The organism is Methylobacterium sp. NEAU K, from assembly GCF_030700285.1.
Taxonomy (GTDB): Bacteria; Pseudomonadota; Alphaproteobacteria; order Rhizobiales; family Beijerinckiaceae; genus Methylobacterium.
In genome coordinates this window covers 43,475-60,283 of the sequence record NZ_JAUYZJ010000005.1, presented here as the reverse complement: position 1 = coordinate 60,283, position 16,809 = coordinate 43,475, and the positions used below count along the sequence as shown (strand labels likewise).

Here is a 16,809-nt window from a genome sequence, read left to right as displayed (position 1 = left end):
AGCAGCCGGCGTGCGTTGAAAAATTCTTGGGCGCCAGACAAACAAAGTGTTGGGGGCCGATCAGCCCCCATGAATGCCGCGCCCCGTCCGATGTGGTCGACGGTATGCCAGCAGTAGAGTGCTGATGGCCGGTCGCCCTGTCAACGGATGCTGCATAAAAATTCATGTTTATCAGACTGGATTAAGTCTTCCACTCAGACGTAGCCCAAAGCTCCAGGATTTGCGTTCGGGTTTGCCGTGCCTTGCGGATCAGCACGTGATCGTGAGCGTGGCCACAGGTCTGTGGGGTTGGTCCGCAATCGACTAGGATCGGGAAAAGGTTTGGGTTAGTCCGTTTTATGAGCGCACGAGAAAAGTCGTGCGAGAAATCATGTGCATGAGCCGACTGGACGAGGCATGTCGAACTCCGAGCCGTTGAGCGTAAAGCCGATCGTCGCCAGCTCCAGTCTACGGACCCTGGCCTATGAGGCGCTCAAGTCTGCCATCACCAACATGGATATCTATGGCCGGCCCGACGAGGTGCGGCTCGACGAGCGGAAGCTGTCGCAGGATCTCGGTGTCAGCCGCACGCCCGTGCGCGAGGCGCTCACCGTGCTCGAGCAGGAGGGGTTTGTCCGCTCCGAGGCGCGCCGGGGCGTCTTTGTCATCAAGAAGAACAAGCGCGAGATCGTCGGCATGATCCACGCCTGGACGGCGCTGGAGAGCATGGCGGCTCGTCTCGCCTGCACCCGCGCCACGGATGCGCAGCTGCGCGCCCTGCACGAGTCGTTTCCGGAATTCTACGAGGGACAGCCGGCCGAGCACATCGACGAGTACTCGGACGCCAACATCCGCTTCCATCAGCGGATCATCGCCCTCGGCCATTGCGAGGCGATCGCGGAGTTGACGAGCAATCTGCTGATGCATGTCCGCGGTATCCGCAGCACGGCCCTGCGCCAGGGCGACCGGGCGGAGCGGTCGATCCGCGAGCACGTGGCAATTATCGCTGCCCTTGAGGCACGCGACGCCGACTTGGCGGAACGCTTGGTGCGGGAGCACGGCCTCGGTCTGGCCCGCCACGTCGACACCTACGGCGACTATCTGGACTGACGGCACTTCCCGAGATCCCGGATCACCGGAACCAGTCCTCGGCGCCCGTCAGCACGTTGAGGATCATCGAAGCGGCTGCGGACCGACGCCTTCCGGCTCCTACACCGTCGATAGCCGTTCGGCTCCCGCGATACCGAGAATTGTCCTGGGCACGTCGAGCCGCCACGATCCATGCCTTTCGTCCGGCCGCGAGCATGTGCGCTCTGCAGGCTTATGGACCTCCAGCTTCAGGCTGAGGACCGACAGGACGAGCGTAGCCGACGCCCGAGCCGACGCCCTCGATTTGTCCGATAAATCGAGCTCGCGTCACGCGGATCAGCTTTTACGGACGCAGTGCGACATTGATGCTCACTATCTGCAGCATCCGGTAAATCAACCGCAACTCTCTTCTAAATGCATGACACCTCGGTCAGATCACTGTTTTGAGCGGTCTTGATCTCCGGCCATGCGCCTCAAGCATGAATGGCATTCGGTATCTGGCATACCAGTTTGCGCGGCGATATGGGATTTCTGCGTTGCAACATACGCGTCGCGCACCGCCGCCAGGGGTACTTCGATGATCGCCAGCTTCCTCGTCGTTTTCGTCGCCCTCGCGGCGTGCCAGGCCCTTCTCACCGTCAAGCTCGCCGATGTCCTGAGCCCGGCGACCCAGTCGGGCCGCCCGTCGGCGAAGCCGGCCCGCGAGGACGGCGCCGTCAGCCTCGCCTGAGGTCCCGTTTTCCGGCGTCCATACGCCGGCATAGTGCGTAGGGTTAACGCTTTCCTCAAAACTATCCGCTAGCGTCAACGAATCGTTGACCATGCGGGCGAGGGAGCATCCGCGTTGGCCCTCGGCTCCCGATCGCGCGCCTCGGACGGTCCGTTCGTCCTGCTGATCTCGGATCGCCCCTTCGAGCGGGCGGCCCTGGAGCGTGCGATCGCGTTGGTCATGGATTGCCACGCGATTCCCGCCGGCGCAGCCCTTCCACGGACGCGCCCGCACCTCGTGATCCTGGACCTCCCGCCCGCGCAAGCGGCCGCTTTGGAACCGGCGCTTGCCCATCGGGGTCCGCCGGTGCCACGCTTGGTCCTCGTGCGGGGCGAGCCTGCGACCGCCGCCGCCCACCTGCGGCAGCTACCGGCTGCGGCGCCGCGCCAGCTGGTACTGGCGAACGTCTTCGCGATGATCGAGACGGCGACGCGCTCAGCCGAAGCGCGGCAGCGGCGGCTTACAGGGCGCGTCTCGGACGCGACCGCGATCGTCGCGGAACTGTTTGACAGCGCCGCGCTCGGCGCGGGACTCCAGCGCGGCGATGTCGAGCGTGGAACCGATCTGGTCCTCACTGCGATCTCTGAGGCCGGCATCACGGCCTGGCTCGCCGAAGTCTGGCGTCACGATTTCGGCGTCTACCAGCATACCCTCGGCGTCGCCGGCCACGCGGCCACCTTCGGCGCGCAGATCGGCTTGGGTCGGATCGACTTGGCGCGCTTGGTGCGGTCCGCCCTCCTGCACGACATCGGCAAGTCGCGCATCCCGACCGAGATCCTGAACAAGCCCGGCCCTCTCGATCCCGAGGAGCTGCGCCTGATGCAGCGCCACCCTGATATCGGCGCCGACCTGCTGCTGGCGCAGGGCGGATTCGAGGACGAGGTGATCGAGGTGGTCCGCCATCATCACGAGCGCCTCGACGGCACCGGCTACCCGGACCGGCTCGGCGGCGCGGCGATCACCGATCTGGTGCGGGTCGTGACGATCTGCGACGTGTTCTCGGCGCTGACCGAGCGCCGCGCCTACCGGCAGCCCGCCAGCGCCCCCGAGGCCCTGGCGATCATGGCCGACAGTTCCGGCCACCTCGACCCGACTCTGCTGCGCGTCTTCGCTCCCGCCATGCTGGGGGCCGACGCGCTGGCGGCGTGACTGCAATGGTCCGTGGCGCCGGCGCAACGCAGGGGACGCAACGATCCCTCGCCTGGAGACGCCGCCGCGCTTTTGCCGCAACCGCCCCGGAGGGAGGCGCGCAACCCCGTCGGAAAAAGCAACCTCGAACGTGTCGAAGCCGCTCCTCGCCCTTGCCGCCGTCTTGCCGCTCGTCCTGACCGGATGCGGCGGCCTCTCCTCGATCACCCCCGAACCCGGCGTCGAGAATGCGACGCATGCGGCGATCCTCGATGAGGTCGCGGCGGCGGCGGCGATCTCGGCCTATCGCGTGCAGCATGGCTTGAGCCCGGTGGTAGTGGATCCTGGATTGGTGAAGGCCGCCGCCCTTCAGGCCGGCAACAACGCCCGGCACGGCCAGCTCAGCCACGAGATCGGCGGCAGCTTCACGTCGCGCATGGCCTCCGCGGGGCTGGCGAAATCCTGGGCTGCCGAGAATCTGAGCGCCGGCTCGGAGACGCTGGAGCAGGTGCTAGCCCGCTGGAAGGCCAGCCCCGAGCACAACAAGAACATGCTGCTCCCGCAGATCCGCCGGATCGGTATCGCCCGGGTCGACGCGCCAGGCACCCGTTACAAGCGGTTCTGGGCACTCGTGATGGCCGGCGCCTGAGCGGCGCCGTCAGAGTCCGGCGGGCGCCAGATCGACAATCCGCAGCTGCGCCCGCTCGGCGCCGCGCCAGCGGTCGCAGGACAGCGTGCCGGCCACGTGAATCTCCTGGCCGATACCGTTCAGCAGGGCGACACCGAGCGGCCGCTCCGCCGCCCGGAAGCAGATCGCGCCCACCGCCTGCCCGTCGCGGCTGCGCAGCCGCGCCCGGACGTGGTTCGCCCCGACCACAGCCGCATCGACGAGCCGGTGCCGGCCCAGCGCGAAGACCGGCTCCGGCGCGCCCTGCCCGAACGGGCCTGCACGCTGGAGCAGCCGAACGGTCTCGGCGGTAGCGCCCCCAGCGCTGAGGCCGCCGTCGATCAGCAGGGCATGGGCCGCCCGCGAGACAGCGACGCTGGTCCCGAGCAAGGTCGCCAAGTGCGACTCGAAGCGCGGGATATCGTCGGCCCGCAGAGTGACGCCCGCCGCCATGGCGTGCCCGCCGCCCCTGCTGGCAAGCCCGGCCGCTACACAGGCTCGGACCGCGAGCCCGAGATCGGCGCCCGGGATCGAGCGACCGGAGCCGGTGGCGCTGCCGTCCGGCCGGATCGCGAAGGCGAAGGCCGGGCGGTTGAACCGCTCCTTGAGGCGTGCCGCGATCAGCCCGACGATCCCTGGATGCCACGCGTCGCTCCCGGTCACCAGCACGGCGCGGGCGGGGTCGAGGGTCAGGGCGCGGTCCATCTCGGCCTCGGCCTCGGCCACGGCGTGCGCCTCGATCGCCTGACGCTCCCGGTTGAGCCGGTCGAGATCGGCGGCGATGCGGGCGGCCTCGGCCGGGTCCGCGGTGGTGAGCAGACGCGCGCCCAGGGCCGAGTCGCCGATCCGGCCGCCGGCATTGATGCGGGGCCCGAGCACGAAACCGAGGTGCCACGCTTCCGGGGGCTCATTCAGGGAGGATGCGTCGAGGAGGGCCGCCAGACCAGTGCGGCCGCGGTGGCGCATCACCGTCAGGCCCTGGGTGACGAAGGCGCGGTTCAGGCCCGTGAGCGGCACCACGTCGGCCACCGTCGCCAGCGCCACGAGATCGAGGGCATCGGCCAGTTTCGGCTCGGGACGATGAACCCCGAAATAGCCCTCGCGCCGGAGGGCGCGGTTGAGTGCGGCGAGCGTCAGGAAGACGACCCCGGCGGCGCAGAGGTGGCCGAGGCCGGAGAGGTCGTCGAGGCGGTTCGGGTTCACCACCGCGCGGGCGGGGGGCAAAACCTCGGTGGCGGCGTGATGATCCAGCACGATCACGTCGAGCCCCGATTTCTCGGCCTCTTCAAGCGGGCCATGACCGCTCGTTCCGCAATCGACGCAGACCAGAAGGCTCGCGCCCTCCGCCGCCAGCGCGGTGATCGCCGCGATATTCGGCCCGTAGCCCTCGGTGATCCGGTCGGGGATGTGGATCGGCGCCTGGAGGCCGAGTTCGCGCAGATAGCCCGCAAGCATCGCCGCGCTGGCGGCACCATCCACGTCGTAGTCGCCGAAGACCGCCACGACCTCCCCGCGGCGCACCGCGCGCATCAGTCGGCGGACCGCCGCATCCATGTCGAGCAGCGTATCGGGGTCCGGCATCAGATCCCGGAGGCGCGGCGCCAAGTGGCGTGAAACATCCTCCGGCGCCACCCCTCGGCCGGCCAGCACGCGGGCCAGCAGCTCCGGCAGCCCGTGGGCCTGCACCATTTTGGCGATGTGGTTCTGGACCGCCAGGCCGGCACACCGCTCCTGCCAGCGCCGGCCGGTCACGGAGGCGGACACGCCCAGGAACGGCGGCGGGTCGGAGAGCAGCGGGGCGGCAGCAAAGGACACGATGACCACTCTACACCGTGTCGGGGGCAGAATCGCGGGCATCGCCGCAACAGGGGCCCCGGGGCCAGATCCGTACGCGCAAAATGGAAAGGGCGGGCATCGCTGCCCGCCCTGCATCGTGGCCTGCCCTGAGACGGGCTCAGAACGCCTTGAGGATGCTGTCGACCACCTTCTTGGCGTCGCCGAACAGCATCATGGTGTTATCGCGGAAGAACACCTCGTTCTCGACGCCGGCATAGCCCGAGCCCATGCCGCGCTTGATGAACAGCACGGTCTTGGCCTTCTCCACGTCGAGGATCGGCATCCCGTAGATCGGCGAGGTCTTGTCGGTTTTGGCGGCCGGGTTGGTGACGTCATTGGCACCGATCACGAAGGCGACATCGGCCTGCGGAAACTCGCCGTTGATGTCTTCAAGCTCGAACACCTCATCGTAGGGCACGTTCGCCTCGGCGAGCAGAACGTTCATGTGGCCCGGCATCCGACCCGCCACTGGGTGGATGGCGTACTTCACGTCGACGCCTTCCTTCTTCAGCATGTCGGCCATCTCGCGGAGCGAGTGCTGCGCCTGGGCTACCGCCATGCCGTAGCCCGGGACGATGATCACCCGCTCGGCATTCTTCATGATGTAGGCCGCATCGTCAGCCGAGCCTTGTTTGACGGGTCGCGTCTCGACCTGCCCCGAGCCGGCCGCCGCGGTGTCACCCCCGAAGCCGCCGAGGATGACCGAGATGAACGACCGGTTCATCGCGTGGCACATGATGTAGGACAGGATCGCGCCCGACGAGCCGACGAGAGAGCCGGTGATGATCAATGCGAGGTTGCCCAGGGTGAAGCCGATGCCGGCTGCCGCCCACCCCGAGTAGGAGTTCAGCATCGACACCACGACGGGCATGTCGGCGCCGCCGATGGGGATGATCAGCAGGCCGCCCAGCGCGAAGGACAGAAGCACGATCAGCCAGAAGATCGCCTTGCTCTCGTTGCCGATGAACAGCGCGATCAGCAGCACCAGCGCCACCGCGAGGGCGATGTTGATGACATGCCTCTGGGGAAGCATGATCGGCTTGCCCGACATGCGCCCATCGAGCTTGGCGAAGGCGATCACCGAGCCGGTGAAGGTGATCGCGCCGATGGCCGCGCCCAGAGCCATCTCGAACAGCGACTGCTTATGGATGTGGCCGTTCTCGAGGATGCCCACCGCCTGCGGCGCATAGAGGGTCGCAGCGGCGCCGGCCACGGCCGCGAGGCCGACCAGCGAGTGGAAAGCGGCCACGAGTTGCGGCATCGCCGTCATCGGCACGCGCTTGGCGATGACCGCGCCGGCACTGCCGCCGATGGCGATCCCGAGGATCACCAGGATCCAGGCGCCGAACCCGGCGGGCGGGTGGCCCACCAGGGTGGTCAGCACGGCCAGCGCCATGCCGATCATGCCGTAGAGGTTGCCCTGCCGCGACGTGGTCGGGTGCGAGAGTCCCCGCAGCGCCATGATGAACAGGACGCCGGCGACGATGTAGAGAAGGGCGGAGACGTTCTGGGACATCGTCTCAGCCCTTCTTCTTGTACATGCCGAGCATGCGCTGCGTGACGAGGAAGCCGCCGAAGATGTTCACGCTGGCGAGCACGATACCGATGAAGCCGAAGGCACGGGCCCAGCCCGTACCCTTCTCCAGGAGAGGCACGCCGGCGGCGAGGAGCGCGCCGACGATGATCACCGACGAGATCGCGTTGGTCACCGACATGAGCGGCGTGTGCAGCGCCGGGGTCACGGACCACACCACGTAATAGCCGACGAAGATCGCCAGCACGAAGATCGCGAGTTGGAAGACCGTTGGGTCTACCGCGCCGCCGGTGGCTGCGCTGAGGCCGTGGCCCATGCCGGTGGCGATGGCCTGGGCCTGGTCGGCCGCATTGCGCGCCACCGCGGCCGCTGCGCGCGCGGCATCGGCCAGGACGCGGGCCTGGTCGGCCGCCTGATCGGGAGGAATGACGACGTTTGCCATGCTTGTTGCCCTCGCGATCGAGTCAGGCCACGCCGGCCGGCGCCGGCGCAGCGGCGGTTTCGGCCTTCGGCTGGAAGGATGCGTGCACCACGGAGCCGTCGCGGGTCAGGTTGGTGGCCTTGACCAGCTCGTCGTCCCAGTTGATCGCCAGCGCCTTCGATTCCTTGTCGATCAGGGTCTCGACGAAGGCGTAGAGGTTGCGGGCGTAGAGGCTCGAGGCCGTGGCGGCGAGCCGCCCCGGCACGTTTGTGTGGCCGACGATCTTCACGCCGCGATCGGTGACGACGATCTCGCCCGGCTTCGCGCCGGCGACGTTGCCGCCGCGCTCCACCGCGAGGTCGACCAGAACCGAGCCCGGCTTCATCGAGGCTACCATCTCCTCGGAGACGAGCTTCGGGGCCGGGCGGCCCGGGATCAGCGCCGTCGTGATGACGATGTCCTGCTTGGCGATGTGGCCCTTCACCAGCTCGGCCTGCTTCGCCTGATAGGCGGACGACATCTCCTTCGCGTAGCCGCCCGCAGTCTCGGCTTGCTTGAACTCGTCGTCCTCGACCGCGACGAACTTCGCACCGAGCGATTCGACCTGCTCCTTGGTGGCGGGGCGCACGTCGGTGGCGGTCACCACCGCGCCGAGTCGCCGGGCGGTGGCGATGGCCTGGAGGCCGGCGACACCCACGCCCATCACGAAGACGCGTGCAGCCGGCACGGTGCCGGCCGCGGTCATCATCATCGGCATCGCGCGGCCGTATTCCGCGGCACCGTCGACCACCGCGCGGTAGCCGGCGAGGTTCGCCTGGGAGGAGAGCACGTCCATCACCTGCGCGCGGGTGATGCGCGGCATCAGCTCCATGGCGAAGCCCGATACGCCCGCCTCGGCCATGCCCTTCAGCGCGGCCTCGTTGCCGTAGGGGTCCATAATCGCCACGATGGTCGCGCCGCGCTTGAACAGCGGCAGTTCCTCGGCACTCGGCCTCCGGACCTTAAGGACGAGATCGGCATCGCGCGCGGCATCTGCGGCGCTGCCGGCAATGCTGGCGCCGGCAGCCTCATACTCGGTGTCGAGGATGCCGGCCTTCACCCCCGCACCCGCCTGCACGGTCACGTCGGCGCCGAGCGCCTTGAATTTCTTGACGGTCTCCGGCACCGCAGCCACGCGCGGTTCCGAGGAGTCCGTCTCGGACAGCACAGCGATGCGCATGCGAGGCTTCCCCTGGATAAGCTTTGGCTCCCCGAATGCGCGAACCGGCGCAGCTTTTCGAGACGCGAAAGACTGATGCGATGATGGAATCCGGCCGAATGTAACGTGGGGCCGTCAGCCTGGGAGCCGCATATCGGCGGTCCGTCCGGCTCCAGATCCGAGGGCCGTTCGTCTGCGTCGAGCGGCCGTCGGGGCCGCTCCGAAAGCCTCAGGCGAAGGCGAGATAGAGGAACAGGAGAATCCCGACGACGAGTGGGCCGCGCCAGCCGATGGCGGGCGCCAGGGCGCCGAGGGCACCGGCTGCTCCGGAGACGATGACGCTGAGAATCGCCAGGAGCCAGGCTTCGCGGATGCCGCCGACCGCCAGCGCGAGCACCCAGCAGATCACGACGCCCGTGGCGATCTCGACGAAGCGCACGAAGCCGCGATAGGTCTGCTCGTGGGTCTTCGCGTCCATCGCCGGGCTGTAGGTGTGCCCGCCCACCATCTCACTCTCGGCCATTGTGCGCTCGTTTCCCTGACACGCGACTTCTTGTGGTCAAGGTGGGATGTAGCTCAAGCGTTTTCCTGCCGCAATCGGACGCCCGCAAGTTGATCGCTCTCTCCGTAGCCGCCCCTGAGGCGTGTCATGCGGGCTTCGGCAGGCCCGCCTCGGCGAGGATCTGGCTCTGCCGTGTGCCCAGTTTCTCCAGGGAGAAGTGCTCGATCTCCGCCTCGAACAGCCGGTGGTAGTTCAGCTCCGAGCGCAGGTGAAGGAACACCGCGCCGAGGCCGACGGCGGCTCGGTCCATGAACACGAATTCCTGCGGCACCGTCACCGGACCGCGTTCCTTCAGGGCCTGGTGCACCTGGAACGCCTGCCGCCGGCCGTACTCGCCGGGCTTGACCCCATCCGCCACGGTGCGGGTGCGATCCTCGAGAAGCGGCCCGTAGATGAACCGTGCCCAGATGTTCAGGATCTCGATCTTCTCCTTGTCGAGATTCTTGAAACCCCAGACCTCATAGGCGTGGACGATGCGCGCCGCGTCATCCTCCAGGAGGCCGCGATAGAGATCGACCACGCCCCCGACGAAGCGCGGGTGGAAGATCCGCACGCAGCCATAATCGAGCAGATTGATCCCGGCGGCTTCCCCGCCCTCCGAGAAGACTGTGTAGTTGCCGAGATGCGGATCGCCGTGGATCACGGCCGCCCGGCTGAACGGATGCCACCACGCCTTGAACATGGACTGGGCGATCCGGTTGCGAACCTCCACGGGCTCCTCGGCGAAGCCGAGGATCTTGTCGCCGTCGAGCCAGCTGAGCGTCAGCAGGCGCTTGGTCGAGAGATCCGGGAAAACCAGCGGCACACGCACCGCGTCGATGTCCCTGAGCACCGCGCCGTAGAGGGCCGCGTGCTTGGCCTCGCGCTCGTAGTCCAGCTCCTCGCGCACCCGGGCCCCGATCTCCTTGGCGATCTCGCGGGTATCGAGCCAGCTGTTCATCCGCCGGTGGAGCGCGAAGGCGAGCTCCAGCTGCTTGAGGTCGGCCTCCACGGCCGATTGCATGTCCGGGTATTGGAGCTTGCACGCCAGCCGCTCGCCGTCTTTTGTGGTGGCCCGGTGGACCTGCCCTAGGGAGGCCGCCGCGGACGGCTTCAGGTCGAAGCTGCCGAACCGGCCCTGCCAGCCGATGCCGAGTTCCGACTGCATCCGCCGCTTGACGAAGGCAGCACCCATGGGCGGCGCATCGGCCTGGAGCTTCTGGAGTTCGGCGGCGTATTCGGGCGGCAGCAGGTCCGGCACGGTGGCCAGCAGCTGGGCCACCTTCATGATCGGGCCCTTCAGGCCGCCGAGCGCCTGAGCCAGGGCTGCGGCGTTGGTCGTACCTTCCTTGCCGAACAGCCGCGACATGGCCATGCGGGCGGCGACGCCGCCGACATTGGCGCCCACACTGGCGTAGCGCCCCGCGCGGGCGGAGAAACGGTTGGCTTCGCGGTCGGTCTCGGCCATCGTGCAGGATCTTCCTCGGTGCAGCTTCGGACATAAGCCTTTCCGCACCCCGCACCAGAGAGCCGGGTCGCTGCGTCGCGGCGCGGCGGGATCAGACGAGATTTGACGATTTTGCCGGCCATGGGGACGATCACCCTGCGCCGATCCAAGCTTACCGTCGGCGACTTCGCCACACGCCGGCCGGTCGCGATGCGGACGTGCTCGACCGCGTGCGTCGTGGTCTTTCCCGGGATGTCGTGCGTCGCGCACGACATCCCGGACGTGGCCGGGAAGGCCGGGTTTCAGGCCTGTCCCTCCATCCCCTCCAGCTCGGCGATCATGCCCTCGATCATCCCGAGTCCGATCTGCCAGAAGCCCGGATCCTTGGCGTCGAGTCCGAAGGGGGCGAGCAGTTCACCGTAAGGCTTCGAGCCGCCGGCCGAGAGCAGCGCGAAATAGCGGTCCACGAAGCCCGCCTCCGCCTGGGCGTAGACGCCATAGAGGGAGTTCACCAGGCAATCGCCGAAGGCATACGCGTAGACGTAGAACGGCGAATGGATGAAGTGCGGGATGTAGGCCCAGAACGGCTCGTAGCCCGCATCGAGGGAGATGGCCGGTCCCAGCGACTCCACCTGGACCGAGATCCAGAGCGCGTTGATCTGGTCCGACGTCAGCTCGCCCTTGGCGCGCGCGAGATGGACCTTCCGCTCGAACGAGTAGAACGCGATCTGGCGCACCACCGTGTTGATCATGTCCTCGACCTTGGCGGCGAGCATCGCCCGGCGCTGGGTCGTGTCGGTGGTGGCGGCGAGGAGCTTGCGGAAGGTCAGCATCTCGCCGAACACGCTGGCCGTCTCGGCGAGCGTCAGAGGCGTCGGGGCCATCAGGGCGCCGTTCGGGCCAGCCAGGACCTGATGGACGCCATGGCCCAGCTCGTGTGCCAGGGTCATCACATCCCGCGGCTTGCCCTGGTAGTTCACCAGAACGTAGGGGTGGACCGAGGGCACGGTCGGGTGCGCGAAGGCGCCCGGTGCCTTGCCGGGCCGGGTCGGTGCGTCGATCCAGCTCTCGTCGAAGAACCGTTTCGCGATCCCGGCCATCTTCGGCGAGAACGCGTCGTAGGCCGACAGCACCGTGTCGCGCGCCTCCGCCCAGGGGATCGTGCGCTGCTCGACCTTCGGCAACGGCGCGTTGCGGTCCCAATAGGGCAGCGAATCCTGCCCGAACCATTTGGCTTTCAGCTTGTAGTAGCGGTGGGACAGGCGCGGATAGGCTGCCCGCACGGCATCGACCAGGGCCGCTACCACCTCCGGCTCGACCCGGTTGGCGAGGTGACGGGCATCGGCCACGTCCTTGAAGCCGCGCCAGCGGTCGGAGATCTCCTTGTCCTTCGCCAGCGTGTTGGTGATCAGCGTGAACACGCGGAGATTGCCGCGCAGGACCTCGCTGATCGCCCCGGCCGCCTCCTTCCGGACCGCCCCGTCCGGGTCCTGAAGCTTGTTGAGGGTCGGCTCCAGAGGCATCTGTTCACCCTGGACGGTGAAGCGCAGGCCGGCGATCGTCTCGTTGAACAGCCGGTCCCAGGCCGCGTTCGCAGTGACCGACTTCTCCAGGAACAGCTTCTCGGTCCGGTCATCGAGCTGGTGCGGCTTCTCGCGGCGCAGGTCCTCGATCCACGGGGCGTAGTGGGCGAGCGGCCCCTCGGCCATCGCGGCATCCATCACCGCGTCCTCGACCCGATTCAGCTCCAGGGCGAAGAACAGCAGGTCGGCCGAGGCGTCGGTCAGCCGCTCGCGTGTGTCGCCGTAGAACTTGGCCCGCGCCTCGTCCGTTGTGTCCCCGGAATAGACCAAGCCGGCGAACGACATCAGCTTCCCGAGCAGGTCCTCGATGCCCTCATAGACCCGGACCGCCTCGGCGAGGCGCTCGGACGCGCCCGGGCCCGCGGCCATCTCGACGATGCGTCCGGCATAGGCTTCGGAGAAGCGGCGGCACTCCTCCTCGGCGCGGGTCATGTCGGCCGAGAATTCCGGCGCGTCGAGGCCGGAATAGAGGTCGGAGAGGTCCCATTCCGGTAGGTGGCCGAGGTCGGCGGCCTTGGCGGCGGCGCGGGCGGCGCTCACGCCTTCCGGCAGGCGGACGTTCACCGGCGAAGCGGTGTGGCTCGGCATCATGTCTCGCGATCCTCTCGAAGGGGCACGGGCCCCGTACCCTGATATCGAACGCACGGCCACGCGTTCAACGCGGCCGGTTGCCCGGTTCCGTCCGCCGCGGTGACGGCGCGGCGAAAACGTCGTTAAGCGCCACTTTACGTCTCTCCGGCACCCTGCGGTTCGAAACGAAACAGTCGCCGATTCGAAGACGCGCGGTACGGGTGAGGCCCGCGCCGCGGCTCGGGTCTCGCGCGCCGTGCAGGGAGCCGCAATGTCCACCACCGTTCTCATCGTGGACGACGATCCGGTCCAGCGCCGCCTCGCCGAGGCGGCGGTGCGGCGGTTCGGTTTCGATGCCCGGGTGACGGAGACCGGGGCGGAGGCGCTGACCGTGCTCAAGACCGAGGGCGCGGACGTGGTTCTGCTCGACCTGGTGATGCCTGGGCTCGACGGTCTCGGCGTGCTGGCCGAGATGCGCCGGAGCGGCCTCGACACGCCGGTGATCGTCCAGACCTCGAACGGCTCGATCGACGCGGTGGTCAACGCCATGCGGGCGGGCGCCGTCGACTTCGTGGTCAAGCCTGCCGGCGCCGAGCGGCTGCAGGTCTCGATCAAGAACGCCCTGCGGGTCGACACCCTGGAAGAGGAGGTGCGCAGGATGCGTCGCCGCGCCTCCGGGGCGCTCACCTTCAAGGATCTGACGTCCAAAAGCCCCGATATGGAGCGCGTGATCCGCCTCGCCGAGCGGGCAGCCAAGTCCAACATCCCGGTGCTGATCGAGGGCGAATCCGGCGTCGGCAAAGAAGTACTGGCCCGGGCGATCCAGGGCTCGGGCGACCGGCGCGGCAAGCCATTCGTGACCGTCAATTGCGGGGCGATACCCGAGAACCTCGTGGAGTCGACCTTGTTCGGTCACGAGAAGGGCGCCTTCACGGGTGCCACAGAGAAGCATGCGGGCAAGTTCGTAGAGGCCTCCGGTGGGACGCTGTTCCTCGACGAGATCGGCGAGCTGCCATTGGACGCTCAGGTGAAGCTGCTCCGCGCGCTCCAGGAGGGCGAGGTCGACCCGGTCGGCGGCAAGCGCTCGGTGCGGGTCGACATCCGCCTCGTCTCAGCCACGAACCGCTCGCTGCTCGACCTCGTGAAGGAGGGCAAGTTCCGGGAAGACCTCTACTACCGCCTTAACGTGTTCCCCATGACCCTGCCGCCGCTGCGAGCCCGCCGCGAGGACATCCCGGACCTGGTCCGCTCCTTCTGCGCCCGTTTCTCGGCGGAGGAAGGCAAGCGGGTGCGGGCGATCGCGCCGGAAGCGATGGCGCTGCTCACCCGCTACCCCTGGCCCGGCAACGTCCGTCAGCTGGAGAACGCCTTGTTCCGCGCCATCGTGCTGGCCGATGGTGACGAACTGACGGTGGCCGAGTTCCCGCAGATCGCCGCTCAGGTCGAGGGCTTCGACGTCCGTATCCCGGCGGCGCCGAGCCAGCCGCAGATGCCGGCCTACGCACCGGAGCCGGTGCGCGAGATCGTGCGCGTCGAGGTCCGCGACCCCCATGCCATGTCGTTGGTCGCCGAAGAGACCGGCGAGATGAAGACCATGGACGTGCTGGAGGCCGAGATCATCCGCTACGCGCTGCAGTTCTACCGCCAGCGCATGTCGGAGGTGTCGCGCCGCCTCGGAATCGGCCGATCCACCCTCTACCGCAAGCTCAAGGACCTCGGTCTGGAAGGTGACGAGAAGGCGGAGGATGCGGCCTGACGGTTGCAGGGTGCGCTAGCGCACTGGCCGTTCCCGCATGAGGGCGCGCAACGGACAGTTCGACTTTGCTGAACGATGCATAGCGGCGATCAATAAAAGCCGCATTGTGCGGCACATTATGGATCGCTGACGTCATAGAACTTGATTTAATGCTTAAGAAGACTGCAGTTGCTCAACGCCACGCTTGAGCGGATAATCACAATCTTAGCGTGCGGCTTTGCCGCCGCGTCCCGGGAGATGACGATGCGCGTCCCGCGCTCCAGCCTCGTCGCGCTGGCCGCCCTACTGACCGGCTCGCTGGCCTCGGCCGGTGCGCTCAGCGCCGAGACGGTCGCCCTCGACAAGGCGGCGCTCGATGCGCCCGTGCACCCGTCCGATTCTCCAGCTCCGTCCGATCCGGTCTCGACGGCGCTGCCCGATTACAAACCCGAGCCGCCCGCCGCCGAGCCCGCTCCGGCCACCTCGGTCGCCGCGCCAGTCGCCCCCGCCGATCCGCTGGGGGCCGCCATCTTCGCCAGGTTCTCGGACACCAGCCCGCTGCTGCTGCGGCTCACCAGCAAAGATCGCGATGCGATCCGTGGCTTCTACGAGGGCCGCGCCTTCAAGCCGCTCTGGATCGCCGACGGCGTCTGGACGGAGGCCGCCAGAGCGGTCTCGGCACGCCTGTCCGCCGCCGGCGAGGACGGGCTCGACGCCCGCGCCTACACGGTCCCCAACCTCGGCGAGAAGCCGGACCAGAAGGCGGTAGCCGATGCCGACATTCGCCTGTCCGCCGCGGCCCTGCTCTACGCCCGCGACGCCCGGGGCGGCCGCGTCAACCTGGCCTCGATCTCGCGGTTGATCACCCCGCAGCTCGACCTGCCGGACGCCAGCGCGGTGCTGTCCAAGATCTCCGATGCGGGCGCGAAGGCCGGCGACGCGCTGCAAGCCTACAACCCGTCGACGGCGGGCTACCGTGCGCTTAAGGCGCGCCTCGCCGCGCTGCGCGGTCCCGCGCCCGCCGCCGTGAAGCCCCTTCGGCTGCCCCCGGGCCCGGTCCTGCGGCTCGGCATGCACGATGCCCGCGTGCCGCTGCTGCGCGCGCATTTCGACCTGGAGGCGCGCCCGGCCGGCACGCTCGACCGCGGGCCCGGCGAGCCGGACGAGTACGATTCCGGTGTGTCCGAGGCGGTGGCGAATTTCCAGCGCGGCCGTGGGCTGCCCGGGAACGGTGTGCTGAACATCCAGACCGTGCTGGCTTTGGCCGATGCCGGCCGGCCGGCGCGGGCGACCGGGAACGAGGCCGAGTTGATCGTCAACATGGAACGCTGGCGCTGGCTGCCCGGCGATCTCGGCGCAGATTACATCCTGGTCAACGTCCCGGAATATCGCCTGCGCGCGTATCGCGGCGGGAGCCTTCGGGACGAGGCCCGCGTCATCGTCGGCAAGCCGGAATCGCGCACGCCTCTGTTTTCGGGGCTGATGGAATACGCGGTGGTCAACCCGTCCTGGTACGTGCCGCCCTCGATCCTGAAGACGATGGCACCGAAGCTCGCGGGCTACGGCGGCAAGACCTGGGGCGGCTACGAGGTCGTGCGCCATGGCGGCCACGTCGCGCTGCGCCAGCCGCCCGGCGAGCGCAACGCCCTTGGCTTCATCAAGTTCATGTTCCCAAACCAGCACGCGGTCTATCTGCACGACACGCCGAACCGGTCGCTGTTCTCCGCGGCGAAGCGCGATTTCAGCCACGGCTGCGTGCGCGTCGACGACCCGTTCCGCCTCGCCGACGTCGTGCTGCCCGACTGGTCCGAGGAGCGGCTCAAGAAGCTGATCGGCAAGGGTGAGCGCACGATCCGGCTTCCGGCGAAGCTGCCGGTGCACCTGGCCTACTTCACGGCCTACGTGGACGACGGCGGCACGTTCCGCACATTGCCCGATCTCTATGGCTACGACGCGCCGATGCGCGCGGCGCTCGGCCTGCCGGGCGGTGGCGGCCCGGCGATCGCCCGGCTTCCGGACGAGCCGGCGCGGCGCAGGGCCGAGACGGTGCCGGTCGCCCACGCGCGGCCTGCCCCGCACCGGGAGGCATCCCGTCCCCGCCGCTACGCCGATGGACAGCAGGCCGAGCGCGACGAGGAATACGTCGCGCCGCGCCGCGTCCTGCGCCGGGCCGCCCGCGCCGAGAGTGCGCCCGCATACGGCGAGCCCGGCTTGTGGACGCCGCCGCCCCCGCCGGCGACCCGGAGCTGGTGGTAGGCGTTCAGGGCCTGCCGGTCCTCAACTCTTGGGTGCGCGGCCGCACGGCAGGGCAC

At 68.4% G+C, this 16,809-nt stretch carries 13 protein-coding genes; 6 read left to right on the top strand and 7 right to left on the bottom strand.

Translation table 11 applies throughout. From position 1 onward, the window contains the following. Positions 1-396: 396 nt before the first annotated feature. From Q8W67_RS05675 to Q8W67_RS05660, 4 genes are all read left to right on the top strand, one after another. The gene (locus Q8W67_RS05675) at positions 397-1,089 is read left to right on the top strand and encodes a GntR family transcriptional regulator (RefSeq protein WP_305542015.1); all 693 of its coding nucleotides are present in this window, start codon (positions 397-399) and stop codon (positions 1,087-1,089) included. Between the two features lie 556 nt (positions 1,090-1,645). Continuing rightward, complete coding sequence (locus tag Q8W67_RS05670; RefSeq protein WP_305542013.1) at positions 1,646-1,798, top strand: hypothetical protein; 153 nt, start codon at positions 1,646-1,648, stop codon at positions 1,796-1,798. A gap of 114 nt (positions 1,799-1,912) precedes the next feature. Beyond that, positions 1,913-2,986, top strand: a complete 1,074-nt coding sequence (locus Q8W67_RS05665; protein ID WP_305542011.1) for an HD-GYP domain-containing protein — start codon at positions 1,913-1,915, stop codon at positions 2,984-2,986. A 130-nt stretch (positions 2,987-3,116) separates the two neighbouring features. Then, entirely contained in the window at positions 3,117-3,614 is a 498-nt protein-coding gene (locus Q8W67_RS05660) for a CAP domain-containing protein (protein ID WP_305542008.1), read from the top strand. Positions 3,615-3,623: 9 nt separating this feature from the next. Here Q8W67_RS05660 and recJ read toward each other — a convergent pair whose 3' ends face one another. From recJ to Q8W67_RS05625, 7 genes are all read right to left on the bottom strand, one after another. Further along, positions 3,624-5,489, bottom strand: coding sequence for a single-stranded-DNA-specific exonuclease RecJ (gene recJ, locus Q8W67_RS05655; protein WP_370693820.1), 1,866 nt, complete (start codon positions 5,487-5,489; stop codon positions 3,624-3,626). 97 nt (positions 5,490-5,586) lie between these two features. Continuing rightward, complete coding sequence (locus Q8W67_RS05650; protein ID WP_305542003.1) at positions 5,587-6,984, bottom strand: NAD(P)(+) transhydrogenase (Re/Si-specific) subunit beta; 1,398 nt, start codon at positions 6,982-6,984, stop codon at positions 5,587-5,589. 4 nt (positions 6,985-6,988) lie between these two features. After that, positions 6,989-7,444, bottom strand: coding sequence for an NAD(P) transhydrogenase subunit alpha (locus Q8W67_RS05645; RefSeq protein ID WP_305542000.1), 456 nt, complete (start codon positions 7,442-7,444; stop codon positions 6,989-6,991). Between the two features lie 22 nt (positions 7,445-7,466). Beyond that, complete coding sequence (locus tag Q8W67_RS05640; protein ID WP_305541997.1) at positions 7,467-8,642, bottom strand: Re/Si-specific NAD(P)(+) transhydrogenase subunit alpha; 1,176 nt, start codon at positions 8,640-8,642, stop codon at positions 7,467-7,469. 208 nt (positions 8,643-8,850) lie between these two features. Further along, on the bottom strand, positions 8,851-9,144 hold the full coding sequence (locus Q8W67_RS05635) for an aa3-type cytochrome c oxidase subunit IV (RefSeq protein WP_305541994.1): 294 nt from the start codon (positions 9,142-9,144) through the stop codon (positions 8,851-8,853). A 124-nt stretch (positions 9,145-9,268) separates the two neighbouring features. Next, entirely contained in the window at positions 9,269-10,630 is a 1,362-nt protein-coding gene (locus tag Q8W67_RS05630) for an AarF/ABC1/UbiB kinase family protein (protein ID WP_305541991.1), read from the bottom strand. Positions 10,631-10,911: 281 nt separating this feature from the next. After that, positions 10,912-12,783, bottom strand: a complete 1,872-nt coding sequence (locus Q8W67_RS05625; RefSeq protein ID WP_305541988.1) for a M3 family oligoendopeptidase — start codon at positions 12,781-12,783, stop codon at positions 10,912-10,914. Positions 12,784-13,033: 250 nt separating this feature from the next. Here Q8W67_RS05625 and Q8W67_RS05620 point away from each other — a divergent pair, with 250 nt between their 5' ends. Then, positions 13,034-14,518 (top strand): sigma-54 dependent transcriptional regulator, encoded by a 1,485-nt coding sequence (locus Q8W67_RS05620; protein WP_305541985.1) that lies wholly within the window; start codon positions 13,034-13,036, stop codon positions 14,516-14,518. Between the two features lie 243 nt (positions 14,519-14,761). Further along, a complete protein-coding gene (locus Q8W67_RS05615; protein ID WP_305541982.1) occupies positions 14,762-16,753 on the top strand; it encodes a murein L,D-transpeptidase in 1,992 nt (663 codons plus the stop codon). Positions 16,754-16,809: the final 56 nt, after the last annotated feature.

What these genes read in the sequence shown, in the direction of transcription:
- Q8W67_RS05645 (WP_305542000.1), bottom strand. Translation starts at nt 7,444, where the DNA reads ATGGCAAACGTCGTCATTCCTCCCGATCAGGCGGCCGACCAGGCCCGC.
- Q8W67_RS05650 (WP_305542003.1), bottom strand. Translation starts at nt 6,984, where the DNA reads ATGTCCCAGAACGTCTCCGCCCTTCTCTACATCGTCGCCGGCGTCCTG.
- Q8W67_RS05670 (WP_305542013.1), top strand. Translation starts at nt 1,646, where the DNA reads ATGATCGCCAGCTTCCTCGTCGTTTTCGTCGCCCTCGCGGCGTGCCAG.
- Q8W67_RS05625 (WP_305541988.1), bottom strand. Translation starts at nt 12,783, where the DNA reads ATGATGCCGAGCCACACCGCTTCGCCGGTGAACGTCCGCCTGCCGGAA.
- recJ (WP_370693820.1), bottom strand. Translation starts at nt 5,489, where the DNA reads ATGCCCGCGATTCTGCCCCCGACACGGTGTAGAGTGGTCATCGTGTCC.
- Q8W67_RS05615 (WP_305541982.1), top strand. Translation starts at nt 14,762, where the DNA reads ATGCGCGTCCCGCGCTCCAGCCTCGTCGCGCTGGCCGCCCTACTGACC.
- Q8W67_RS05620 (WP_305541985.1), top strand. Translation starts at nt 13,034, where the DNA reads ATGTCCACCACCGTTCTCATCGTGGACGACGATCCGGTCCAGCGCCGC.
- Q8W67_RS05635 (WP_305541994.1), bottom strand. Translation starts at nt 9,144, where the DNA reads ATGGCCGAGAGTGAGATGGTGGGCGGGCACACCTACAGCCCGGCGATG.
- Q8W67_RS05675 (WP_305542015.1), top strand. Translation starts at nt 397, where the DNA reads ATGTCGAACTCCGAGCCGTTGAGCGTAAAGCCGATCGTCGCCAGCTCC.
- Q8W67_RS05630 (WP_305541991.1), bottom strand. Translation starts at nt 10,630, where the DNA reads ATGGCCGAGACCGACCGCGAAGCCAACCGTTTCTCCGCCCGCGCGGGG.
- Q8W67_RS05640 (WP_305541997.1), bottom strand. Translation starts at nt 8,642, where the DNA reads ATGCGCATCGCTGTGCTGTCCGAGACGGACTCCTCGGAACCGCGCGTG.